At 72.2% G+C, this 21,137-nt stretch carries 25 protein-coding genes and 1 pseudogene; 13 read left to right on the top strand and 13 right to left on the bottom strand.

The features are described 5' to 3' along the window. Window positions 1-74: 74 nt before the first annotated feature. From ABTZ03_RS20125 to ABTZ03_RS20115, 3 genes and pseudogenes are all read right to left on the bottom strand, one after another. Window positions 75-1,013, bottom strand: a pseudogene (locus ABTZ03_RS20125) (DUF5682 family protein); the annotation flags it as partial. Next, on the bottom strand, window positions 1,013-2,176 hold the full coding sequence (locus ABTZ03_RS20120; protein ID WP_502894521.1) for an ATP-binding protein: 1,164 nt from the start codon (window positions 2,174-2,176) through the stop codon (window positions 1,013-1,015). The gene ABTZ03_RS20120 and the pseudogene ABTZ03_RS20125, both read right to left, overlap by 1 nt. After that, window positions 2,173-5,850 (bottom strand): DUF4132 domain-containing protein, encoded by a 3,678-nt coding sequence (locus ABTZ03_RS20115; protein WP_350514365.1) that lies wholly within the window; start codon window positions 5,848-5,850, stop codon window positions 2,173-2,175. The genes ABTZ03_RS20120 and ABTZ03_RS20115 overlap by 4 nt, the downstream gene beginning before the upstream one ends. Window positions 5,851-6,184: 334 nt before the next feature. Here ABTZ03_RS20115 and ABTZ03_RS20110 point away from each other — a divergent pair, with 334 nt between their 5' ends. Together ABTZ03_RS20110 and ABTZ03_RS20105 are read left to right on the top strand one after the other, a co-directional pair. Next, window positions 6,185-6,811, top strand: coding sequence for a hypothetical protein (locus ABTZ03_RS20110; RefSeq protein WP_350514364.1), 627 nt, complete (start codon window positions 6,185-6,187; stop codon window positions 6,809-6,811). Between the two features lie 77 nt (window positions 6,812-6,888). Beyond that, window positions 6,889-8,502: an FG-GAP-like repeat-containing protein gene (locus ABTZ03_RS20105; protein WP_350514363.1), complete on the top strand. Its 1,614-nt coding sequence runs from the start codon at window positions 6,889-6,891 to the stop codon at window positions 8,500-8,502. A 90-nt stretch (window positions 8,503-8,592) separates the two neighbouring features. Here the strand turns inward: ABTZ03_RS20105 and ABTZ03_RS20100 are convergent, their stop codons facing one another. From ABTZ03_RS20100 to ABTZ03_RS20070, 7 genes are all read right to left on the bottom strand, one after another. Next, window positions 8,593-8,772: a hypothetical protein gene (locus ABTZ03_RS20100; RefSeq protein ID WP_350514362.1), complete on the bottom strand. Its 180-nt coding sequence runs from the start codon at window positions 8,770-8,772 to the stop codon at window positions 8,593-8,595. Beyond that, window positions 8,769-8,924 carry a tetratricopeptide repeat protein gene (locus ABTZ03_RS20095; RefSeq protein WP_502894520.1) on the bottom strand — a complete coding sequence of 52 codons (156 nt, stop codon included), beginning with the start codon at window positions 8,922-8,924 and terminating at the stop codon, window positions 8,769-8,771. Before ABTZ03_RS20095 ends, ABTZ03_RS20100 begins: the two co-directional genes overlap by 4 nt. 100 nt (window positions 8,925-9,024) lie before the next feature. Next, window positions 9,025-9,741, bottom strand: coding sequence for a HEAT repeat domain-containing protein (locus tag ABTZ03_RS20090; RefSeq protein ID WP_350514360.1), 717 nt, complete (start codon window positions 9,739-9,741; stop codon window positions 9,025-9,027). Between the two features lie 203 nt (window positions 9,742-9,944). Further along, the gene (locus tag ABTZ03_RS20085; protein ID WP_350514359.1) at window positions 9,945-10,181 is read right to left on the bottom strand and encodes a hypothetical protein; all 237 of its coding nucleotides are present in this window, start codon (window positions 10,179-10,181) and stop codon (window positions 9,945-9,947) included. Between the two features lie 23 nt (window positions 10,182-10,204). Beyond that, window positions 10,205-11,005 (bottom strand): hypothetical protein, encoded by an 801-nt coding sequence (locus ABTZ03_RS20080; RefSeq protein ID WP_350514358.1) that lies wholly within the window; start codon window positions 11,003-11,005, stop codon window positions 10,205-10,207. Window positions 11,006-11,436: 431 nt separating this feature from the next. Further along, window positions 11,437-11,634 (bottom strand): DUF397 domain-containing protein, encoded by a 198-nt coding sequence (locus tag ABTZ03_RS20075; protein ID WP_350514357.1) that lies wholly within the window; start codon window positions 11,632-11,634, stop codon window positions 11,437-11,439. Next, window positions 11,631-12,458 (bottom strand): helix-turn-helix domain-containing protein, encoded by an 828-nt coding sequence (locus tag ABTZ03_RS20070; protein ID WP_350514356.1) that lies wholly within the window; start codon window positions 12,456-12,458, stop codon window positions 11,631-11,633. The genes ABTZ03_RS20075 and ABTZ03_RS20070 overlap by 4 nt, the downstream gene beginning before the upstream one ends. A 111-nt stretch (window positions 12,459-12,569) precedes the next feature. Here ABTZ03_RS20070 and ABTZ03_RS20065 point away from each other — a divergent pair, with 111 nt between their 5' ends. From ABTZ03_RS20065 to ABTZ03_RS20050, 4 genes are read left to right on the top strand one after another with little or no spacing between them, the layout of a single operon-like run. After that, complete coding sequence (locus ABTZ03_RS20065) at window positions 12,570-12,947, top strand: recombinase family protein (protein WP_350514355.1); 378 nt, start codon at window positions 12,570-12,572, stop codon at window positions 12,945-12,947. Next, window positions 12,944-13,138, top strand: coding sequence for a hypothetical protein (locus tag ABTZ03_RS20060; protein WP_350514354.1), 195 nt, complete (start codon window positions 12,944-12,946; stop codon window positions 13,136-13,138). The genes ABTZ03_RS20065 and ABTZ03_RS20060 overlap by 4 nt, the downstream gene beginning before the upstream one ends. Continuing rightward, entirely contained in the window at window positions 13,138-13,368 is a 231-nt protein-coding gene (locus ABTZ03_RS20055; RefSeq protein WP_350514353.1) for a hypothetical protein, read from the top strand. The genes ABTZ03_RS20060 and ABTZ03_RS20055 overlap by 1 nt, the downstream gene beginning before the upstream one ends. Before the next feature lie 51 nt (window positions 13,369-13,419). Further along, window positions 13,420-13,962 (top strand): NUDIX domain-containing protein, encoded by a 543-nt coding sequence (locus ABTZ03_RS20050; RefSeq protein WP_350514352.1) that lies wholly within the window; start codon window positions 13,420-13,422, stop codon window positions 13,960-13,962. A gap of 168 nt (window positions 13,963-14,130) precedes the next feature. Here the strand turns inward: ABTZ03_RS20050 and ABTZ03_RS20045 are convergent, their stop codons facing one another. Further along, window positions 14,131-14,787, bottom strand: coding sequence for a TetR/AcrR family transcriptional regulator C-terminal domain-containing protein (locus ABTZ03_RS20045; protein WP_350514351.1), 657 nt, complete (start codon window positions 14,785-14,787; stop codon window positions 14,131-14,133). 67 nt (window positions 14,788-14,854) lie between these two features. Between ABTZ03_RS20045 and ABTZ03_RS20040 the strand changes: the two genes are divergently transcribed. The 5 genes from ABTZ03_RS20040 (at window position 14,855) to ABTZ03_RS20020 (ending at window position 18,514) form a co-directional block, all read left to right on the top strand. Then, window positions 14,855-15,619 (top strand): proline hydroxylase, encoded by a 765-nt coding sequence (locus ABTZ03_RS20040; RefSeq protein WP_350514350.1) that lies wholly within the window; start codon window positions 14,855-14,857, stop codon window positions 15,617-15,619. A gap of 52 nt (window positions 15,620-15,671) precedes the next feature. After that, window positions 15,672-16,637: a serine/threonine dehydratase gene (locus ABTZ03_RS20035; protein ID WP_350514349.1), complete on the top strand. Its 966-nt coding sequence runs from the start codon at window positions 15,672-15,674 to the stop codon at window positions 16,635-16,637. A gap of 159 nt (window positions 16,638-16,796) precedes the next feature. Further along, complete coding sequence (locus ABTZ03_RS20030; RefSeq protein WP_350514348.1) at window positions 16,797-17,030, top strand: DUF397 domain-containing protein; 234 nt, start codon at window positions 16,797-16,799, stop codon at window positions 17,028-17,030. 162 nt (window positions 17,031-17,192) lie between these two features. Further along, window positions 17,193-17,621 carry a hypothetical protein gene (locus tag ABTZ03_RS20025; RefSeq protein WP_350514347.1) on the top strand — a complete coding sequence of 143 codons (429 nt, stop codon included), beginning with the start codon at window positions 17,193-17,195 and terminating at the stop codon, window positions 17,619-17,621. An 11-nt stretch (window positions 17,622-17,632) separates the two neighbouring features. Next, window positions 17,633-18,514 carry a JmjC domain-containing protein gene (locus tag ABTZ03_RS20020; RefSeq protein ID WP_350514346.1) on the top strand — a complete coding sequence of 294 codons (882 nt, stop codon included), beginning with the start codon at window positions 17,633-17,635 and terminating at the stop codon, window positions 18,512-18,514. Window positions 18,515-18,618: 104 nt separating this feature from the next. On the opposite strand, the gene ABTZ03_RS20015 is transcribed toward ABTZ03_RS20020, so the two are convergent. Beyond that, a complete protein-coding gene (locus tag ABTZ03_RS20015; protein ID WP_350514345.1) occupies window positions 18,619-18,984 on the bottom strand; it encodes a winged helix-turn-helix transcriptional regulator in 366 nt (121 codons plus the stop codon). A gap of 145 nt (window positions 18,985-19,129) precedes the next feature. Here ABTZ03_RS20015 and ABTZ03_RS20010 point away from each other — a divergent pair, with 145 nt between their 5' ends. Next, window positions 19,130-20,035 (top strand): NADP-dependent oxidoreductase, encoded by a 906-nt coding sequence (locus tag ABTZ03_RS20010; RefSeq protein ID WP_350514344.1) that lies wholly within the window; start codon window positions 19,130-19,132, stop codon window positions 20,033-20,035. 120 nt (window positions 20,036-20,155) lie between these two features. Here the strand turns inward: ABTZ03_RS20010 and ABTZ03_RS20005 are convergent, their stop codons facing one another. Beyond that, window positions 20,156-20,665: a hypothetical protein gene (locus ABTZ03_RS20005; protein ID WP_350514343.1), complete on the bottom strand. Its 510-nt coding sequence runs from the start codon at window positions 20,663-20,665 to the stop codon at window positions 20,156-20,158. 198 nt (window positions 20,666-20,863) lie between these two features. Between ABTZ03_RS20005 and ABTZ03_RS20000 the strand changes: the two genes are divergently transcribed. Beyond that, the gene (locus ABTZ03_RS20000; RefSeq protein ID WP_350514342.1) at window positions 20,864-21,118 is read left to right on the top strand and encodes a hypothetical protein; all 255 of its coding nucleotides are present in this window, start codon (window positions 20,864-20,866) and stop codon (window positions 21,116-21,118) included. Window positions 21,119-21,137 lie beyond the last annotated feature (19 nt).

The raw sequence follows: 21,137 nt of genomic DNA, 5'->3' as shown, positions 1-21,137 counted from the left end.
CAGGGCAGCGGCTGCGTCAGGTCGTCCTTGACCAGCGCGCCGACCAGGCCGTCGAGGACGTCGGTACGGGCCGGCACCGGGTGGCCGCGCAGCGCGGCGAGGCCGCCGGTGAGCGCCGCGGCGGCGACCAGGTCGGCGGTGGAGACCGGGTGCCGGCGTCCGCGCAGGCGGGTGACCACGGACCGCCGCAGGTGGTCGGCGGCGCCCTCGGGGCCGTCCTCCCACAGCCGCTGGTAGTACGCGGGCGAGGGCATGCCGGACTGGTAGCCGGCGAAGGCGTCGAGCTGCCGGAACGAGTACGGCACCAGGTAGCTGCCGGACACCGCGCCGGGCGGCGGTGCGGGCAGCGGCGGGCGGCCGGGCGCGGGGGCCGGTTGCGCGGCCAGGGCGCGGAGCGCGGGGGTGTGGAAGCCGCCGGTGACGACCAGGACGGTGGCGTCCCCCGCCTCGGCGAGGACGGCGCGGACCCAGTCCGCCATGTACGCCTCGCGGGCGCGGTCGCCCTCGTCCGCCGCGGAGTCGCCGCGGACCAGGTCGAAGTAGGCGTCCAGGCGCTCGGCCAGGCCCTCGGCCGGGGCCACCTCGAACAGGCCGTCCCACAGGGCGTCCACCGAGCCGGTGCCGAACCGCTCGCACAGCCGGTCGGTGGCCTCGGCGTACCGGGCCTCGGCGTCGGCGTACCGGTTGGCGCGCAGTTCGAAGGCCGGGTGCCAGGACGGCAGGTCGACGAAGAGCACCTGCGCGCCGGCCGCCCGTCCCTCCCGCAGCGCCACCCACTCGGGCGAGTAGTCGCACAGCGGCGCCCAGGTGGTGGCGGTGCGTTCGGCGTCGCGGTAGTGGCTGAACACGGCGATCGGCAGCTCGTGGCCGAGGGCCAGCTCGTCCAGTCGGCCGTTGAGGTCGGCCGGGCCCTCGACGAGTACGTACCCGGGCCGCAGCCGCCGGACGGTGTCCGCCACCAGCCGGGCGCAGGCGGGGGAGTGGTGACGTACCCCGAGGAAGACCGCGGGCATCAGCCGGCCAGCAGGTGGCGGGCGTCGTGCACGGCCTGCCAGTGCGGGCCGCGCCGCCGCGGGACGCGCTGCTCCAGGTAGCGGCGCAGCCGGGCCAGGTCCTCCGGGCTGTCCTTGGCGGCGGTGCCGGCCAGGCTGGCGACCAGGTCGGCGGCGTCGCCGGCCTCGCCGCGCAGGTACCAGCCGCGCAGCCCGACCGCGTGGGCGACCGAGACCGCCTCGGCGGTGCTCAGCACCGAGGACGGGCGGTCGCCGCCCTCGCCGGACCGCAGCTCGCGGAAGACCGTGACCAGCACCTCCAGCAGGTCCCGGTCGGGCGCCGCCGCGACCCCGGAACGACGCAGCAGATGCGCCGACTCGGCCTCGACCAGGGCGAGTTCGGTGTCCAGGTCGGGGATCGGGAAGACCGTCTCGAAGTTGAACCGCCGCTTGAGCGCCGCGCTCATCTCGTTCACCCCGCGGTCGCGGGTGTTGGCGGTGGCGATCACGTTGAAGCCCTGCTGGGCGAAGACCATGCCCTCGGGCCCGTCCAGTTCGGGGATCGCGACCACCCGCTCGGAGAGCAGCGACAGCAGCGAGTCCTGGACCTCCAGCGGGCAGCGGGTGATCTCCTCGAACCGGACCAGCCGGCCCTCGGCCATGCCGCGCAGCATCGGCGCGGGCACCAGCGAACGGGTGGAGGGGCCCTCGGAGACCAGCAGGGCGTAGTTCCACGAGTACTTGATCTGGTCCTCGGTGGTCGCCGCGCCGCCCTGCACGGTCAGCCGGGAGGTGCCGCTGACCGCCGCCGCGATCAGCTCCGACAGCAGCGACTTGGCGGTGCCCGGCTCACCGACCAGCAGCAGGCCGCGGTTGGTGGCCAGGGTGACCAGGGCACGCTCGACCAGCGCCGGATCGCCGACGAACTTGCGGGCGATGCCGGCCGCCTCGTCACCGACGATGAACCGGCGGGCCGCGCGCAGGCTCAGCTCCCAGCCCGGCGGGCGGTGGTCGCCGTCCTCGGCGCGCAGCGCCGCCAGCTCCTCGGCGTAGCGGACCTCGGCGGGCGGCCGCTGGAGCTGCTCCTCGGCGGTGCTGCTGGTCATGGCGGCCTTTCCCGGGCGGGCGTCGGTGAGCGGAGGAGGGGGCACCGGGTGGGCGTCGGTGAGGTGGCGAGGGGTCATGGCGTGGTCAGCTCGATCAGGTCGGCGATCACCTCGGAGGCGATCACCGGGTCGAGTTCGGCGAAGGTCGGGAACGTCCGGTTGTGGGTCGAGTAGTCCCCGGGGCAGCTGTCGAGCCACACCGTTTCCAGCCGCTGCTCCGGGTAGATGTCGTGCATGCCGACCGCGATGCCGTGCTCCGGTGCGATCACCACGAAGCGCTCGGGCCCGACCCGGCGGGACAGCCAGCGCTCCACCCCCGCGTCCTGGGGCTCGCCGCGCTGCCAGCCGCGCCGTTCCATGCCGACCAGTCGGGCGGTGGGCAGCACCGGGCCGTTCTCGAAGCGGGTCAGGCGGTGGCCGGCCCGCTCCTCCTCGCTCAGCGGGTACACGGCCCGGCCGAGCTGGCGGAACGGCTGCAGGATCTCGTAGTCGGCGAACAGCTCCGACCAGGCGGCGAGGTCGTCGGCGAGCAGCAGCGGGTGCGCCAGCCGGACGGAGGCCCCGGCGGGCAGGGCGAACGCCTCGTCCCGCACGTCCGCCAGGGTGCGGTCCTCGGCGACCCGGAACGCCGTCACCGTGCCGTCCGTCCCGGCCAGCCAGACCAGCCGGCGCACCAGGTGCCACAGCAGCGGGTGCCCGACGAACAGCTGCTCGAACTCCTGCGCCGTCCAGGAGCGCTGGGTGACCATCGCCTCCTCCAGGCGGCGGATCTGATCCCCCGCCACGGTGCGGACGTCCTTCTTCAACGCCGCGAAGCGCTTGCGCTCGGCCGGCGCCAGCTCGGCGTCGTCCCGCGCCCCCGGCACGGGAAGATCCTTGCGACGCACACCGGCCGCATCCAGCACAAACGGCTTCAACTGCTCATCGAAACCCACCGTGAACGTCCGCGTGCCGTAGTCGACGACCGTCGTCCCATCGGCCTCCAGCCCGAAATCCGGCACCAGACGGTCGGACAACTGCTCCCCGGACAGGCCGAGACCGGCCGCCACCTCGGCGATCTTCTCCTGCGCCCGCGCCTTGAGCGCCTTGAACTTCACCCGCTGCGCGATGCCGTGCAGATGCAGCAGGGCGACATCGCTGCCGATCCCGGCCAGCACCTCCAGACCGTCCACGGCCCGGTGGTGCGCCCCCTCGCCCGGCCAGGCGCGGAGCACCGGCGTCAGCCGGCGGACCGTCCCGTCGTCACCCAGCCGGCCGAGCGCGTGCAGCGCCCAACCGTCCTGGGCCGGCATGCCGCCCAGCCGCCACTGCTCGAACACCGCCCAGCCGAACTCCGACAACGACCGGGGCTCGCACAGCTCCACCACCTGGTCGAGGCCCGGGTAGAACTCCCCGGACTTGGACAGTGCGAGCACGGTGAGCACGTGCCGCACCGCCTCCGCGGGCAGCGCGCCCCCGCCGCCGCGCACCAGCAGCTGCGGCAGCATCACCGGCTCCGCCCAGTCGCCGGGCTGGGGCACCGTCGCGGGCAGCACGTTCACCAGCGGATCGGCCGACAGCAGCGCGCCCACGACCTCCTGCGCCTCCGGCCCGTACTCGCCGGCCACCGCCCGTACCGCCTCCGCGCCGTGCGCGCCGCCGATCAGCCGCAGGGCGTGCTCGGCGCCGCGCCGGGCGGCCCCGGCCTTGCCGGTCGCGGCGGGCACCAGCAGCCGGGCCGCGTCCAGGCCGTGCCGGGCGAACCAGGAACGCGCGGTGTTCCCGGCCGACTTGAGGCGCACCAGCCAGTCCGCCATGGTCTCGGCCACCCGTACGTCCAGGTACGGCAGCAGCAGCGGGGCGTGCGCGGCCGGGTTCAACTGGGCGGCGGCCCGCAGCGGTTCGAGCGCGTCCGCCTCGAAGCGGGCGGCGACCCGGCGCAGCGCGCCCACGGCGTCCCAGATGTACTCGTCGCCGCGCCACCGCGCGATCAGCGGCCGGCCCAGCTCCTCGTCGCCGTAGGCGAACAGTGCCAGCTCCTCGTGCCGGTCGGAGTGGAGCCGGGGGTCGCCGCCCCGCTCCTCCCGGGCCCGCATGGTGCCGGCGATGCGCTGCCAGTCGCCGTCCGCCCAGCGCCCGTACCAGGACTGGGAGGCCGCCCACGCCTCCCGCTCACCGGGCAGCCAGCGCAGCTGCGGGTCCTGCGGCGCGGTGAGGCCGGTCAGTACGCGCGGCCTGGCCGTGGAGCGCGGCCTGGTCCACGGCGGGCTGGTGAGCAGGTCCGGCAGCGACCCGGCCGGGACCTCCGGCACCCGGTCGCCGAGGTCGGTGAGCGGCTCGACCACGGCGGCCTGCTCCGGGGTCAGCTCCGGCAGCAGGTCGAGCGCGGTCGCGCGGTGGGCGGCGACATGGGCGGTGAGGAGCCGGCGGGCGAGCTGCCGCACGGCCGGATCGGTGGCCGTGGCCGCCGTGGCCTCGGCGAGCAGGCGCAGCGCCCGCCGGGGGTAGCGGCGCATGGCCGCCATCAGGGCGGCGCGGGCCGCCTTGTCGTTCTGCTGATAGGCCAGCAGCGCGCGGAAGCCCTCGTCGGAGGGCAGCTCGCCGATCGCGCTCAGCATCTGCTTCTGCCGCTCGCTGTAGAAGTGGTGATTGGCCAGGGCGTGCAGCAGCAGCGGTGCGGTGTCGCCCCGGAGACCCTCCGCCACGGTCGCGATGATCTCGGTGGACCAGCCGTCCCAACCCAGGCTCGGCGGCTTGGGGAGCCGCTCCAGCGGCTCGGCCGAGGACAGCGAGCACAGCAGCATCGACCACTCGGCCGGGCCCAGCCGGGCGGCCGAGTCGACGACGTCCCGCACCCAGTCGGACTCGGACGGCACCAGGTACGCGGCCGCCACCATGCGGGGCAGGCTGGTGCGGCAGCCGGCCAGGACCTCGACCGTCGCGCGGTGGGTCTCCTCGTCGCACGCCGCCAGCAGCGAGCGGACCCGGTCGAGGGCAGGGCGGTACCCCGCGACCGAGCGGACGTCCGCGCGCAGGATGCACGGGTCGGCGGCGTGCGAGCGGTCCCACCTGACGGCCATCGTGAGCAGCTCGACGCCGGCCCGGGCCGCGAACGGCAGGCCGTACCCGGCCACCCAGGCGTCCACGGCCTTCCGGATCCTGTTGTCGGAACAGCTCGCGAACCCCGCGGCCAGCACGGCCGCACCGAGCGGGTCCCGGCTGCCGCGCAGGTGGGCCCGGGCGGCCGCGACGAGGTCCGGGTCGCTGCGCTTCGAGGTGAACAGCTTCTCCAGCCAGTCGTCCATCTCCCGCAGCGCGGCGTCGTACTCGGCCACCGCCTTCTTCGCGGGCGCGGCCGGCAGGCGGCCGGCCCCGCCCCGGCGGGGGATCAGCGCCCGCTGCCAGGCGTCGGGTAGCACGAACGTGTCCTCGTCGACCGGCGCGTCGTCCGCGGGCCCGGGAACGGTCGCCGGAACGGCCGTCGCCGCAGCGGTGGCCGCCGGAGCGGGCGCCGTGGGGGGCACGGGCGCGGACGTGGGTGCGGACGCGACCACCGCGTCCGCACCCGCGCCGACCTCGCGGTAGCCCTTGCGGACCTTCTCGGCGACCGTCTTGGTGAAGTGCGCCTGCGCCCCCGCCGCGGTCGGGAACTCCTTGGCCTGCTCCCGCCCGGCCGTACCGCACCGGCCGTACCGCACGGTCACCAGGACACCGTCGACCCCGGCCTCCCAGAACTTGTCCGAGCCGCCCTCGACGAACTCCCAGCGACGCACAGCCCAACCCCTCTCTCCTCGAACAACCGATCAGGCCACGAACACTAACGAGCCCCACTGACAGCCTGACCTGCGGGCCCGCCCCCTCCACGGATCAGGGGCCGTGCCCGAGCGACGACCCGGACCGAGGGCCGTGGTCCCCCCGCCCATGAGGGGCTGTTGGTGGATTGTTGGGTCGTTGTTGGTGGTCCCCGTCAGCCTCGGGTCCTCCCCGCGTCACCCGTCCCGCAGCGAAGTCCGGGGCGGGGGCGCGCACCGAAAGCCAGAGGCAGGACACGTGAAACCCAGATTCCCCCGATTCCGCCGCGTCAGGGCCGCCCTGACCGTCGTCGCCTTGCTGTTGACCGGCCTGTCGGTCTCCGCGGGGCAGGCGTCGGCGGTCTTCGACAACCCCCTTGAGTTCGGCCTCCAGAACAAGGCGACCGGCCTGTGTCTCCAGGCCGTGTCCGTGGACTGCTACAGCACCGACTACAACACCCACTGGGCCCGCGAGGACGACTACGGCAAGTGGACGGTCATCCGCAACGCCAACGGCTGCTACCTCAAGATCCTCGACAACAAGCTGCCCGCCTGCGTCCAGGGCGCCCCGACCGACAACGGCCAGTGGCGCACGGTCCGGCGGCACTCGGACCACCACCAGGGCACCGAGGCGGGCAACGGCCGCGTCAAGTGGGCGGACTTCTGGGGCCGGGGCAAGGGCGACGACTACATCACCATCGGCTCCACCGGCGCCGTCACGGTCTGGCCGAACAACGGCGGTGACGGCCACGGCGGTTGGGGCAAGCCCGTGCAGGTGGCCACCGGCATCACCACCAACCAGAACGCCGTCGTCCTCGGCGACTTCACCGGCGACAACCGGGCGGACTACATCACCACCGACCCGTCCGGCAAGGTCAACGTCTACCGTTACGACGGCGGAAGCAACTGGACCAACCTCGGTCAGGTCGCCACCGGCGCCTGACCCCATCCGCCACCTGTCACGCGGGGCCCCGGTCCGTCAGCCGGGGCCCCGTACCACCTCGTCTCAAGGGGGGAACCTTGAATCGCATCCTGCTGTTCGGCCTGAGCGCCGCGCTGGGCGCGGCCGGCGTCGCCGCCGCGCCGAACCCGCCGGCCGCGTCGGCCGCGCAGGCCGCGCCGGCCGTAAAGGCGGCACCGGCGGCTCAGGCCGCAAAGGCCGGCTCGACCACCGGTACGGCCCTGCCCTCGCTGCGCGTCATGCCGCTCGGCGACTCGATCACCGCGGGCGCCGGCAGCGCCACCGGCTCCTCCTACCGGGCCCCGCTGTGGAACCTGGTCGCCGGCCAATCCCGCTACACCGTACGGTTCGTGGGCTCCCAGGCCGGCGGGCAGCTGCCCGACCTCGCCAACGAGGGCCACTCCGGCTACATGATCGACGACATCCGCGCCGGGATCGACCAGTGGCTGGCCGCCGCGCACCCGGACGTCGTGCTGCTGCACATCGGCGTCAACGACCTCGACCGCAGCACCGACCCCGCCCACGCGCCCGACCGCCTCAAGACCCTCCTCGACCGGATCTACCAGGACCGGCCCGGGATCGCGGTGGTCATGGAGGGAGTGCTCCCGAACACCCAGGGACTCCAGCTCCCGCCGTCGGGGTACAACGACCGGGCCCGGCGGTTGGAGGCGGTCGAGGCCGACGCCGGGAACAGCTTCCGGTACGTGGAGCCGCCCGCCCTGGCGCCCGCCGAGATGGCCGACCGCCTCCACCCGAACGACAGCGGCTACCGGCGGATCGCGCAGGCCTTCTACGAGGGGCTGGACCAGGCGTACTCCGCCGGCGCCGCGCGGGCCTCCGTGGCCTCGAACACCGCCAGCGAGTCGGGCGGCCTCGGGCGGGTCCGGTACGCGGACTTCGACGGCGACGGCAAGGCCGACTACCTCACCGTCAACCAGAACGGATCGGTGAACGTCTGGCTGAACAAGGGCGGTGACGGGCGCGGCGGTTGGCAGCCCCTCGGCCAGGTGGCCACCGGCGTCACCACGGACCCCGCCCGGGTGCGCTTCGCCGACTTCGACGGTGACGGCAAGGCCGACTACGAGGTGATCAACCCCGACGGTTCCGTGCACGTCTGGCTGAACAAGGGCGGTGACGGGCACGGCGGTTGGCAGGACCTCGGGATCGTCGCCACCGGTCTGACCACCGACCCGAGCCGGGTGCGCCTCGCCGACTTCGACGGCGACGGCAAGGCCGACTACGAGGTGATCAACCCCGACGGCTCGGTGCACGCCTACCTCGACAAGTTCGCCGACGGGCAGCCGAATTGGCAGGACCTCGGGACCGTCGCGACCGGTCTGACCACCGACCCGAGCCGGGTGCGCCTCGCCGACTTCGACGGCGACGGCAAGGCCGACTACGCCGTCATCGACCCGAGCGGCGCCGTGCGCGTCTTCCTGAACCGGGGCGGCGACACCGGCGGCGGCTGGCTGGCCCTCGGCCAGGTGGCCATCGGCCTGACGACGGACCAGAGCCGGGTGCAGTTCGCCGACTTCGACGGCGGCGGCAACGCGGACTACATCCGCACCGATCCGCCGTCCAACGCCGCCACCGTCTACACCTGGAACGGCGGCGACGGACACGGCGGTTGGACCGGCCTCGGCCAGGTGGCGGGCGGGGTGCCCACCGGCTGAACCGGCCGATCCGGCTGATCCGGCGCGCCCGCGCCGCCCATTCCGCCCGCGCCGCCCGGCCGCTTCACCCGCTGGGCGGCGCGGGCGCGTTCACCGCTGGAGGTCCCCGAGCCGCTCCAGCCCGTCGAGGCCCTGCCGGAGCAGGGCGGGGATGGAGTGGGCACGGCCGATCTCGGCCGCCTGTTCGTAGCAGGCGCGGGCCTCGGCCGGCCGGCCGAAGTGGGCGTGGGCGCGGCCGCTGATCACCAGGGTGTCGGCGATGCCGCTCATGTCCCCCAACTGTCGGCGGATCTCAGGGACTCGTCGAGCGCCGCGAAGGCCTCCTCCTGCCGGTCGAGTCCGCGCAGGCAGTCACCGAGGTTGGCCAGGGCCGAGGCGGTGTGCGTCGGGTTGCCCCGGCTCCGGCAGCGTTCGAGGAGCACCCGGTAGTGCGTGAGCGCAGGACGGGGGAGCGGGGTGACCAAGGGGTTTACCGAGGGGTTTACCGAGGGGTTTGCCGAGGCGCGGCCGCCGGGAGCTCCGTCACAGGTCCGCGGCGTCGATCCAGCTGATCGTCGCCACCAGATCGGCGCCCCCGGCCGTCGCCTCCGCCGCCAGCAGCGCCCAGTCCCGGCAGTCGGCCACGATCCCGGCCCAGGGCAGCCGGCGGTCGACGTCCCAGTCGATGTCCGGCCCGCCGACCCCGAAGAGTCCCTTGCCCGGCCCGACCCGCCAGACCTGGAAGTACAGCACCGCCTGGTCATGGGCGGCCAGGTCCGCGATGACCTCGGCGAGGTGGACCACCGGCCAGACCCACTCCAGCTTCTGCTGCGGGACGGCGAGCGCGGCGGTCCGCGGCGGGAGCACCACCTCGCGGGCCCCGAGGTCCGTCAGGGCCCAGCGCAGCGCCTCCCCCTCGGAGTGGTCGGGGGCCTCGCCCCGCTGCCGGAAGGCGTCGTACGTCCTGCGCAGGGCCGGTACGGCACGCCGGATCCCCAGGTCCGCCAGGGCTTCGGCCGCCCACTGCCGGACGGTGGCGTTCCCGCTGCCCAGGAGGCCGATCAGCACGTCCGCCGGCCGCGGGTCCTTCAGCGCGGTGAAGACCTCGACGGCGCAGAGCTGCCCGAACGCCCCCAGCCCGGGCGTCGCCGCGATCAGCTCGTCCAGCACCGCCGGCCCCATGGCGATCAGCGAGTACTGGGCGTCCTGCGCCACCTCGGTCGAATCCGCGTCGAGCTCGCCGACCCGCTGAGCGATCATGCTGTCCACGGTGACGGAGTCTGGCCCATGCCGTCCGCCCCGGCCAACCGATTTCGACGACGGGCGCAGCAGTGGTGCCCGGCACGGTGGCGACGGTGGTTCGGGTGCCGGGCCGGGCGGTGCGGCCTACCGCCCGGCCCGGCACGTCCTCCGTACGGTGCCGCCCGCTCCCCTCCGGCGGGCGGCACCGTACGGCGCCTTCGCTACCTGCCGCTGCGTCGGCGCCGCTGGAGCAGGCGGGCCGCGGTGCTGACCGCCAGGCCCCCCAGCACCGCGGCCACCAGCTTCACCGCGAGGCCCGCGAGGCCTTCGTCGGCGTCATCGGGCAGGGCGAGGACGAAGAGCCGGTGGATGCCCCACGCGGCCAGGAGCGCGCACGTGGTGAGGGCCCACAGGGCACCTGTGGATCCGAAGCGCGGCTGGGTGCGGTCGTCGTTCATGACGGATCTCCTTCCGGTGGGGCTCACTTGCCCTTGAGGAATCCTTCGATCCCGCCCTTGACCGCGCCGCCGACGGCTCCGGTGGCCGCACCCGGACCGCAGCCCGCGCCGGCACCGATGGAGCCGACGACGCAGCCGCCGACCGCTCCGAGGACCGCCTGTTCGCTCGACTTCTTCGACGCGGCCTGGAGCCGGTTCCAGACGCCCTTCCAGGTGGGGTCGGCGACCACGGGGAAGGCGGTGTCGGCGCCGACCTCGACGTGCTGCACCAGCGTGCTGCCCTCGATCCGGTAGCCGGTCGTCACCGGCTTGCCGTTGGCGTCCTTGGCCCAGGGGGCCTCGAACCGGCCCAGGCTCTGCTCGGCGCGGACGACCTCCACGCTCCCGTCGGCACGCTGTTCGAGCCGGGCCCCCTGGGGCAGGTCGATCCTGAACCGGAAGTCCGTGGCGGCCGCCGCGCTGTCCAGGGTGACCAGCGCGCGGGTCCCGCCGTCGCCCAGCTGCTGCACGGCCACGCTGCCGCCGTCGATCGCACCGGGGTAGACGACGGTGCCGTCACCGGTTCGGACACCGGCCCGGTCCTGGTCGGCGGGCAGGGCCATCCCCAGGCCGGAGCCGTCCGCGGCCCGCATCGAGACGGTGCCGGCCGAGGTACCGGGTGCGACACCGGCGGACACCGGGGTCACGTCGTCGGTGCGGGTGGCGCTCGCCACGACGGCTCCGGCGCGGGTCGAGTCGCTGTCCGGAGCGGCGGTCGCGGCCATCGCCTGGCCGGACGTCAGCAGGGTGGCGGCCGCCGCCGAGGCGACGACGGTCATGGCCACGGAAGAGAGGGAACGGGAAAGGGACGTACGCACTGCAGAACTCGTTTCACATGGACTGAGTACCGGCCTCAGGGCACGCCGCTGCGCGGCGGGGCCTGGACCGGAACTGAAGGAGGAGCAAGAGCAAGGCAGCCAACCCGCCTTGCCGCCTGAGCGGGCAACCACCAGGCGAGCTCAGCCTCTCCCGCGCCCCGAAAGTCCCGTAACCCCCGCACTGGCCACTCCCGACCAGCCATCTGGCCACTCCCGACCGGCCACCCGGTCATACCCGGTGGTCCGGACGATCGGATCCCGCCGACGCGGGGCAGCCGGACGGCCGCGTCGCGCACGCAGATGATCCCGAGACGGCCCGTGCCTGGTGGTGTGGCCGGTAACGGTCAGGAGGCTCCCCGCTCGATGGGCGGGGAGCCTCTGTGGTCCTGGTGGTTCGGTTAGACGTTGCCGAACTCGCCGGCCTTCACTGCGGATACGAAGGCGGCGAAGCTGTCGGGGGAGAAGGTTAGGGCCGGACCGTTGGGGTCCTTCGAGTCACGGACGGGCACGGCGCCGGGGACGTTGGCGGCTACCTCGACGCAATCGCCGCCGTTAGAGCTGTAACTGGACTTGAACCACGCGGGGACGGCGGTCACGGAAGTTCCTCTCTTAGCTGGCTGACCAAGGCCACGGACGCCCCTTGAGGGAGTGCCCGGGCCTGTAGCTGATAGTAGGTCGTGAGCATCGCCTGCACAGCGTCGCTATCCCGTTCCAGGTTCCCCTGCTGGGCGCTTTCGGCGTACGACATCAGGGTGCGATCGGCCTTCGTGATGATGTTGATCGGTAGATCGAACGCCCTTGCCTCGCCGATGTCGAACGGTGCGACCTGAAGGATCGTGTGGGGCAGCCGGGCGAAGCTGAGCAGACGATCAAACTGGGCCGCCATCACAGCCGGGCCGCCGATGGGTCGGCGGATGCAGCTCTCATCCAGGACTACGTGGATCACGGGCGCGGGCTCGCGGTCCAGCTTCGCCTGTCGGCGTTCGAGGTAGCGCACCCTGTTCGCAGCCTGCTCTTCCGTGATGTTGCCACGTTCAACCTCTGCCGCCGCGATGGCCCATGCGTAGTCGGGGGTCTGCAGGATGCCCGGAATGATCCCTAGGGTGAACAGCCGCAGTTCCCTGGCCTTCGATTCCTGGGCCACGTAGGCCGGAAAGCCTTCGAGAAAGGTCGAAGACGTGACGGCCAGCGCCTTGTTGAGGAAGAGGCGGCCGGTCTTGAATGCCCTGTCAAGTTTCTTAGCCATGTGTAAAGTTGGGCGCCTGTTGCCGTTTTCCAAGTGCGAGATGTGAGTGGACGAGCACTTGATCATGGTAGCTACGTCCTCTTGCCTCCATCCCCGCTCCTCTCGTGACCTGCGCAGAAGGGCGCCGAAGGCGGCTTCGGGCGACGCGCCCGGGTCCAGTTCAGACTTGTTCATGGGACCAATTTTTCTACTTAGCAAGCAGAATCCGCATGTTGCAGGGCAGTTGAGCCTAGAGGACAGTTGGCGCCCCCGGGTAGTCGTCTGACTACGGATCGGAGCCACGCTGTGACGCGCAAACACACCCCCACGCCCCCGCCCGCCGTGAACACCCCCGCCTTGGAGAGCCCGCCGCGCCTTCAGGTCGTGATCTACCTCGCCAAGACCGGCACGGGCTTCCCCGAGCTGCAGATGCGGAGCTGCGAAGAGTACGCGGACGCCCATCGCTGGGAGGTCTGCCTGACCGTGCTGGACGACGAGTTGGGGCGGTCGCCGGACCGACGTCCTATCCTCCAGGCCGCGTTGGACCGGATCCGGTCCGGCACGGCGGGCGCGATCCTGGTCCCGAGCAAGGTGACGATCTCCCCGATGGACGGCGAGTTCGACGACTTCTCCCACGAGGTCGAACGGGCCGGCGGCTTCATCCAGGTGGCGAGCCGCAGATGAGCAAGTACACCGTGATCCCCATGGCGGACCTCGCCGGGAAGACCTCCCCCTGCTGGGTGGTGAAGAACGATCTGACCGACGAACTGGTGAAGGCCCTCCCGCCCCACGAAGCAGCGCTTCGGTTCTACTCCTACGAAGCCGCCCTGGGCTGGTGCCGGAAGAACGACACCGTCGGGCAGGAGGCCGCCTGATGAGCGCCGCCGATGCTCAGCGGAACCCGGAGCCCGCGCGGTACGAGGTCCGCAAGATCACCGACCGCAGCCCTCACTTCCGCTTGCTGGAGTGCTGGGGTGTCTGGGACCGGCGCCACAAGGACTACGTCCGCCGGCCCACCGACCTCCAAGAGGTCCGACGCTTCTACGCGCTTCCGGCCGCCGAGGCGCACCTGCGCGCCCTTGAGACCGAGAACACCGCCGCGTAGCGGTAGTCCCGAGCCCCCGTTCCACGGCCCGGAACGGGTATCACCCAACTCATGCAAGGAGCCATCGAGTTGACCGAGATCGAGGCCAAGGTCCAAGCCCGGACCGGGCATCCGGCGATCATGGCCAGTCCGCCCCGCCGCCGTTTCGGCTGCGTCGCGTTGATCCTCAACCCGGACGGCCACGTGCTCATGGTCCGCCCGGAGTACAAGCCCACGAAGCTCATTCTCCCCGGCGGCAGCGCGGAACCGGACGAGGCGCCGAACGTGGCCGCGGCGCGGTGGGTGCTCACCGAGACCGGCCTCGTCCTTGACCTGTGGCAGCTGGTCGCGGTCGACTACGTATCGGCGGGTGAGATCCCGGAGGGGGTCAACTTCGTCTTCTGGGGCGGCCAACTGCCGGAGCGCAAGGCCGCCGGGGCGGCGGCCCCGCCGGTCGAACGGAGCGGGATCCTCGAAACGGTCTGGGTGCCGCCCGCGGACCTCCCCACCGTCACCGACGCGGAGCAGACGGCCAGGGTGATCGACGCCCTGCGTGTGGTCTCCTGCGGCGCCGGCATCCCGCTGCTCCTGCGCGGCCGTCCGGCGGGGGCGTAGGGGGAGATGAGGACACGTCGCTGCCGCAGGGTGGCCGGTGCCGCGCGTGAGAAGGCTGCGGCTGCTCTCAAGAGGAGTTGCGACTCTGGGCGAGCATTCGCGCACGCCCGCCCCCTGCGCTGCATGTCCACGCGGGGCAGGGGGCGGGCGAGTCCGCGCCAGGTCCACTCATCGCAACGGGACGAGGTCCAGAGCGACCGTGCCGATCAACTGGCGTAGCCCGCTGTGGAACACGCCGTGGCCGGTCACTACGTCGAGTACGGATTCCAGGTGTCCGGCGAGGAAGGGGAACTGGTCGGGCGGCAGCACCGCGAGGCCTTGCCGGGTCGTCTCCCGGGTGGCTGCGGCATCGGCGTGGTTCACGAAGGCGGCGCATCCGAGGGTGAACAGGTAGAGCCTGCGGTAGGCCGTGACCGAGTTGGTGGGCGTCATACCGGCACGCTCGCCGGCCGCCAGTACGGGTTCGGTGAGGCGGGCGAGAAGCTGCCTGCCCATCCAGGGGCGGGCGCCGCGCAGCGCGACCAGGCCGGGGTGGGCGGCCAGCAGCTCGTACAACGCCGTGAACGACTGTTCGGCCAGCTCGGGCCAGGTGGCATCGGCCTGCGGCTCGGGGAGCTGCCCGGCCAGGTAGTCCATGCACATGTCGAGAAGCCCGGTCACGGACTCGCCGCACCGGCGGTGGACCGTGGTGTGGGAGACGCCGAGCCTGTCCCCGAGGGCGCGGAAGTTGAGAGCTTCGGGGCCGCCCGCGTCGATCATCGCGATGGCGGCGCGGGCGATGGTGGTCGCGTTGAGTTGATCACTGGTAACAGATTGCTTCGCCATGTGTGACAGCGTAACTTACACCGTAACGGACTGATAGACCGTCACGGCGGTCTCATGGAGGACGAGCATGCCCAGTCAGCGCTTACGGGATCCGCTCTTCGCGGCCACGGAGGCGACAGCGTTCACCGAACGCCACCTCGCCGACCTGGTCGCCGGAACGACCGCAGCGGTCCGTGTCCCCGACTTCCTCTCGGATGCCACCTGCCAGGCCATCGGCCGAGCCCTCGGCCGCCTGCCCACCGCGGTATACGACCCCGCCAGGGTGGCCGATCCGATCGTCAGGTTCGGCCCCGCGTTGAACGACTACCGCACCCCCGATGGCGGCCTCGACCACGAACGGTACTGGCCGGCCGCCGATGCTGCCCGTGCCGCCTGGACGCGGGCCGGACTGCGCCCCGATGCCGTCGCCGCGGCACTGAAGCTGCTCGGCTGTGCCTGGGGCGAGGCCATCCAGCCCGCCACGGTCCATGGACGCCCCCTGTTCGGCGGCACCGTGCGGGAGATCAACAGTGGCGCGCTCATCCACTACGACGAGGCCGTGCGAGAGGTCCCCGGCCTCTTCGACCAGCACCTGACAGCCCAACTTGCCTTCAATGCATGGATCCTGGCGCCCGAGGCCGGGGGTGAAACCCGGCTCTGGCGCCGCCGCTGGCAACCCGAGGACGAACGGCACCGCCACTCCTACGGCTACCAGCCCCCCGTCACCGACGGCGCCCAACTCCTCGAACTCACCCCCTCGGCCGGGGACGGCCTCCTGTTCGCCCCCGCGAACTACCACGCCATCGCCCCGCCGTCGGACGCCGCGTCGCCCTCGCGTTCTTCCTCGGACTGACCACCCGAGGCAACCTCATCGCCTGGTCCTAACCCCCGGAGAGACAACCACCATGACCACCACCGCCGACACGTTCCCGACCTACGACGACGTGAAAGCCGCCAAGGACCGCATCCACGGCATCACCCGTCCCGCACCCGTCTTCGAGATCGACCGGAACAGCTTCGGTGCCGCGCGAGTGTTCCTCGCCCTCGACTTCATGCAGTTCTCCGGCAGCTTCAAGGACAGGGGAGCCGCGAACTTCATCAGCCACCACCTGGAGGCCGGCACCATGCCCGACGCCGGAGTGGTCATCGCCTCGGGTGGAAACGCGGGGCTGGCCTGCGCCTGGGCCGCCCAGCGCCACGGCATCAAGGCGAGCGTCTTCCTGCCGACCACCGCCCCGGCCGTCAAGGTCGCCAAGCTCCGCACATTCGGGGCCGACGTGCACCAGGTCGGCACCGAGTACGCCGACGCCGCCGCGGCCGCCGCCGAACACGCCGCCACCACCGGGGCCCTGGCCTCCCACGCCTACGACCATCCGCTCATCGCGGCCGGTGCTGGAACCCTGCTCCCCGAGATCCATGACCAGGTCCCCGGCCTCGACACCGTCGTCGTGGCCGTGGGCGGTGGCGGCCTGTTCGCGGGCACCGCGATGGCGGCCGACACGCTCGGCGTGCGGGTCGTCGCCGTTGAACCGGAGACCTGCCGGGCGCTCAATGCCGCGATCGAGGCCGGGAGGGTCGTGGATGTCGAGGTCGATTCCATCGCCGCCGACTCCCTCGGGGCTCGCCGCACCAGCGAGACCGCACTGTACTGGGCCCAGCGGATTCAGGCGCGCTCGATCCTGGTGAACGACGAGGCGATCCGCGGTGCCCGTTCCCTTCTGTGGGACCACCGGCACCTGGCCGTCGAACACGGCGCCGCCACCGCCCTGGCCGCGCTGACCTCCGGTGCCTACACGCCCGGCGACGGTGAGCGCGTCGCCGTGGTGCTCTGCGGGGCGAACACCGACCCGTCCGACCTCATCACCACCTGACGCCCCGGTGGCCGCCGCCCGAGCGGCGGCCACCGACCCACCGACTCCCGGGCAGCCTCAGCCGCCCGGCAGCGGGAAGCCACGCCCAACCTGCCGGCTTCCCGGTACGGCCCGGAGACCACCCGGCCTCCGGGGGACACCCGCGGCATGGAGGAAACCATGACCAACCTCTACGAGCTGCAGCTGACCGGCGAGCTGGTCGCCCAGTGCGGCGGCAACCTCAACAGCGACGCCGAGAGCTGCGTCGGCGTCGCGCCGCTGACCGGGGCCGACGACGCGTTCGCCGTCGGCGACACCAAGCCGGAGGGCAAGGGCCAGCTGCTCTGCTTCACCGGCCAGGAGCTGGACAACTTCGCCACCAAGTGGGTCACGGACCGCGGCCTCACCGTCTGATCAACAGGGTGACCACACCGTAAAGCACAGCTGAGTGGCTGCTCCCACCGAAATTGGGAGCAGCCACCCAGTCCTTGGAGGATACCTGTGACTCCCGAGGCATTCGCCGAACTCAGCGGACATTGGCACGGCTACGGCCCATGGGTCGGACAACGCAGGCTCATGGACCTGGAGTACCTGCGCCGTCCCGAGGCCTTCGAGACAAGCCAACTTCGGGTTCCCAGCGGTATGAACGCGCATCCGCCGGAGACGTTCATGCCGTTCGCTCAGCGCACCGTCCCGCCGATGATGACCGGGCACTACCTCCTGCGTCGGCCCGACGGTCTCGAAAAGCGCACCTGGATCACCGTCTCCCCGGCGGTCGACTGGCTGACCAGCGTGTACAAGGAACACCCGCCCATGGGACGGCCCGATGGAAAACAGGGCTATGCGCCTCTGGAGTGGTACCAGGAGCGTGCACACAGCTCGCTCCTCCACGGCACCGACGTCGTCTGGTCCCACTACCTCAACGACAGACGGTTCATGAGCACTGCGGTCATCTGCTGTCCGTCGCTGCCGTTCCACCCCCGCATCACGTGCCCACTGTCCTAGAGGAGACAACGATGTCTCTGCACCAGTTGCTGGGCGCCCGCGCCGGCGACCTGCTCCACACCTGCCCCACGGAACCGCGCCTGTACCGTCGCGAGCGGGCCACGCTCGACCAGGTCATCACCTTGGACCTGATGAACACCTACATCGACCACGGCCTCACCCTCCCCGCCCTCACTGCCGCAGTCCGGAACGGCCGGGCCGTTCACCCCGGCCGCTTCTCCGAAGACGGCCGGATGAGCCCCGGCAAGCTGCGTGGCCTCATCGACGACGGACACACCGTCAACCTCCGGAAGATCCAGACCGTCATGCCCCAACTGGCCGAATTCTGGGCTGAGATCCAGGTGGAGACCGGCTACACCCTCTACGTCTCCGCGATCATCACCCCCGCAGGAGAAACCGGCCTCACCCACCACTGGGACCAGACCACCGTCCTGGTCGCCCAGATGGCCGGCCGGAAACACTGGCCGCTGTGGGCGCCCGTTGTGCGACATCCGATGGACAACTACCTCGACTCACCCACGGAGTGGACCGAGAAGATCCAAGAGATCTGGGACAACACCGAGCCGTTCACCACCTTCACCCTGGAACCCGGTGACACCCTCGTGGTTCCCCGGGGCTGGGTCCACGCCCCCACGTGTACCGGCGACGAGCCGAGCTTCCACCTGACCTTCGCGCTACGCGAGCGAACCCCGCTCGATCTCGCCCACGAGCTGATCGCCTCTGCCGTCGACTGCGAAGCCTTCCGCCGAGGCCTCGCCCCGGCGCAACTCCGCCGTGAAAGCCTCGGCGACACCCTGAATGAGGTCCGCGAGATGGTCACTACCTACCTGGACGGGCTTGACATGGATCAGCTGGTTGACCGCGTCGGCGCCCGACTGGCCAACAGGTTCTGAGGTCGGCCGGAAACACAAAAGGCCCCTCCTCCGCGATCGGGGGAGGGGCCGGGTGGTCAAGCTCGGCACCTGTCGGCACCGGCCCCGGCGCAGCACCCTTCCTTTCAGCTCGGACCCTCGCGGGCGTCGATCAGTTCGTCCCAGTGTTCGGTCGCCCAGCGGCATGCGGCCGCCAGCGGTTCCAGCAGGCTGCGGCCCAGCGGTGTCAGCGCGTACTCGACCCGCAGCTTCGGGTCGGCGTGCACCGTGCGGGACACGAACCCGTCCCGCTCCAGCCCGCGGAGCGACTGGGTGAGCGCCTTCGGGCTGATCCGGCCCAGTGGTACGCGCAGTTCGGAGAACCTGCGCGGGCCGCCCTCCAGGCAACGCAGCACCATGGGCGCCCACTTGTCGCCGAAGCGGAAGGGCAGCAGCGCGGACGGACACAGTTCGTCGAACAAGTCCGTTGGCAGCGGCGGACGTTGGGTCATCGCAGTGCTCCTGTCGCGGGCCTCGGCATGTCCATCGGTATCCAGTTGGTGACCGACCCTCCGGATACCTTCCGGAGCGTCGAACCGGCGGAGGGTATTCCGACCACCGGCGACCCCTCGGCCCCCACCGGAAGGACGGAACACCATGCGCGCAGCCCGCTTCCACGCCTACGGCGCAGCGGAGAACCTGGTGATCGAGCAGGCTCCCGATCCCCACCCCGGACCGGGTGAGATCCGGGTCCGCGTCGCGGCGGCCGGCGTCAACCCCATCGACTGGAAGCTGCGCGCCGGAGCCCTGCGGCAGCTGATCCCCGTGGAGCTGCCCGCCGTCCCCGGACGGGACGCCGCCGGTCTCGTCGACGAGATCGGCGACGGGGTGCGAGGGGTGAGCATCGGCGACCGGGTCTTCGGGCTGGGCGGTGTCACCGGCGCGACCGCCGAGCTGGCAGTCCTCTCGGCCTGGGCCCTCGCGCCCGACGAGTGGACCGACGAGCAGGCCGCAGGCGCCGGCCTCGCGTCGGTGACGGCGATGCGCGGCCTGAACGCACTCGGCCCCCTCGGGGGGCGCACCCTGCTCGTCGAGGGCGCCGCCGGAGGGGTGGGCGGCGCGGCGGTCGAGATCGCCGTGGCCCGGGGCGCCACCGTGATCGGGACGGGCGGCGAACGCAACCACGGGTTCCTCACCTCGCTCGGCGCCATCCCCACCACCTACGGCCCCGGCCTCGCCCGGCGCCTGTCGGTCCTCGCCCCGTACGGCGTCGACCTCGCGCTCGACACCGCGGCCTCCGGCTCCCTGGACGACCTGGTCGCGATCACGGGCGACCCGACCCGCGTCGCGACGGTCGCCGACCACGCGCGGGGGGAGCGCCTCGGGACCCATGTGGTCGACGCGGAGAACGACTCCACGCTGCTCGCCGAGGCCGCCGACCTGGGCCGGCAGGGCCGCTACGCCCCCTATGTCGAACAGGCCTACCCCCTGGACCGGATCGCCGACGCCCACCTGCACGCCGAACGCGGACACACGCGCGGCAAGATCGTGATCCGGCTCTGACGAAGGGCCCCGGTCAGGAGCATCCGAACCAGCGGCGCTTGGGCCGGGACTGGGACTGGGGCTTGGGCCGGGGCTGGCTGCGGCCTCGGCGCGGTGCCCGGGGGTGGTCGCGCGGCGGTGTCAGCCCTGCCTGGCGGGGTCGTCGGCGAGGCGGCCGAGCATGGCCATCACGGTGATCCGGGCGTCCTTGTCGTTGGTCACCGCGCAGTGGGCGTCGACGCCGCGGGCGTCGGGGTCCTGGTTCGGGTCGGTGAGGCCGATCCGGACGAGGTCGACGGTGTACTCGTGGTAACGGGCGTAGTTCGCCGCGGCGTTGACCGCTTCGGTGTGGTCGATGCGGCCGGGGTCCTGGGCGCGCAGCAGTGCCGGGGTGGGCGCCGGCCCCAGGGTCTGCCCGATCCACTGTGACACGGTCTCGCGGGAGGAGCCCTGTTCCAGTTTCGAGGCGGCCGAGGCGGTGAGCGCCAGGTGGACGAGGAGCGTCCCGAACCAGGCGGTGACCTCGGCGGGGGGCGTGTCCGTGCCGGCCGGCGGCATCACGGCCCGGTAGAGCCCGGCCAGGTCGTCGGCGTGTGCGGCGGCGGCGATCGCCTTCACGGCGTTGGCGAGGGCGGTCTTGTCGGTGGTCACGTCGGCGCTTCTCCTCATGGTCGGCGGTGTCAACGTACCGCTCTCCTGGGGGGATCGGTGCGGTTTGCGAGGTTTTGGTCCCGGTCCGGATGCACGGGTGGGCGAGGATCGCGGCCGGGGCAGCCGGCCGGACCGTCCCGGATGACCGAAACCCCGCTTCCCGCACCGTAGTTGGGACTGCATTGTGCTGGCTCCCGGATGGCGGAGCAGAGGAGAACGATCAGCGGTGACGGGCAGTACGCCGCCTATCCGGTGAAGTGGATCAGGGACGTGCGGATCACCCAGCACCAACTGGCCACCGGACGAGCGGTCTCCGCCGGCTGCAGCTACAGCTGCGACCAGCCGGCGTTCAACGCCGACGGACGGGACGTGGTCTTCCAGTCCTCGGCCGGCGGCATCGTGCCCGGCGACGCCAACGGCAAGTCGCAGGTCTTCGTCCGCCACTTCGGCTGACCGCCCCGGCGCGCGGGCC

It is taken from the genome of Kitasatospora sp. NPDC096077 (assembly GCF_040303245.1).
Lineage (GTDB): Bacteria > Actinomycetota > Actinomycetes > Streptomycetales > Streptomycetaceae > Kitasatospora.
This window is presented reverse-complemented; position numbering and strand designations above follow the sequence as displayed.

Bases quoted from the DNA above. Each gene is read 5' to 3' on its own strand.
- ABTZ03_RS20035 (WP_350514349.1), top strand. From the start codon at position 15,672: ATGACCACCACCGCCGACACGTTCCCGACCTACGACGACGTGAAAGCC.
- ABTZ03_RS20060 (WP_350514354.1), top strand. From the start codon at position 12,944: ATGAGCAAGTACACCGTGATCCCCATGGCGGACCTCGCCGGGAAGACC.
- ABTZ03_RS20000 (WP_350514342.1), top strand. From the start codon at position 20,864: ATGGCGGAGCAGAGGAGAACGATCAGCGGTGACGGGCAGTACGCCGCC.
- ABTZ03_RS20100 (WP_350514362.1), bottom strand. From the start codon at position 8,772: ATGAGCGGCATCGCCGACACCCTGGTGATCAGCGGCCGCGCCCACGCC.
- ABTZ03_RS20020 (WP_350514346.1), top strand. From the start codon at position 17,633: ATGTCTCTGCACCAGTTGCTGGGCGCCCGCGCCGGCGACCTGCTCCAC.
- ABTZ03_RS20070 (WP_350514356.1), bottom strand. From the start codon at position 12,458: ATGAACAAGTCTGAACTGGACCCGGGCGCGTCGCCCGAAGCCGCCTTC.
- ABTZ03_RS20085 (WP_350514359.1), bottom strand. From the start codon at position 10,181: ATGAACGACGACCGCACCCAGCCGCGCTTCGGATCCACAGGTGCCCTG.
- ABTZ03_RS20010 (WP_350514344.1), top strand. From the start codon at position 19,130: ATGCGCGCAGCCCGCTTCCACGCCTACGGCGCAGCGGAGAACCTGGTG.
- ABTZ03_RS20030 (WP_350514348.1), top strand. From the start codon at position 16,797: ATGACCAACCTCTACGAGCTGCAGCTGACCGGCGAGCTGGTCGCCCAG.
- ABTZ03_RS20120 (WP_502894521.1), bottom strand. From the start codon at position 2,176: ATGACCCCTCGCCACCTCACCGACGCCCACCCGGTGCCCCCTCCTCCG.
- ABTZ03_RS20045 (WP_350514351.1), bottom strand. From the start codon at position 14,787: ATGGCGAAGCAATCTGTTACCAGTGATCAACTCAACGCGACCACCATC.
- ABTZ03_RS20040 (WP_350514350.1), top strand. From the start codon at position 14,855: ATGCCCAGTCAGCGCTTACGGGATCCGCTCTTCGCGGCCACGGAGGCG.
- ABTZ03_RS20015 (WP_350514345.1), bottom strand. From the start codon at position 18,984: ATGACCCAACGTCCGCCGCTGCCAACGGACTTGTTCGACGAACTGTGT.
- ABTZ03_RS20025 (WP_350514347.1), top strand. From the start codon at position 17,193: ATGGACCTGGAGTACCTGCGCCGTCCCGAGGCCTTCGAGACAAGCCAA.
- ABTZ03_RS20050 (WP_350514352.1), top strand. From the start codon at position 13,420: ATGCAAGGAGCCATCGAGTTGACCGAGATCGAGGCCAAGGTCCAAGCC.
- ABTZ03_RS20090 (WP_350514360.1), bottom strand. From the start codon at position 9,741: ATGATCGCTCAGCGGGTCGGCGAGCTCGACGCGGATTCGACCGAGGTG.
- ABTZ03_RS20055 (WP_350514353.1), top strand. From the start codon at position 13,138: ATGAGCGCCGCCGATGCTCAGCGGAACCCGGAGCCCGCGCGGTACGAG.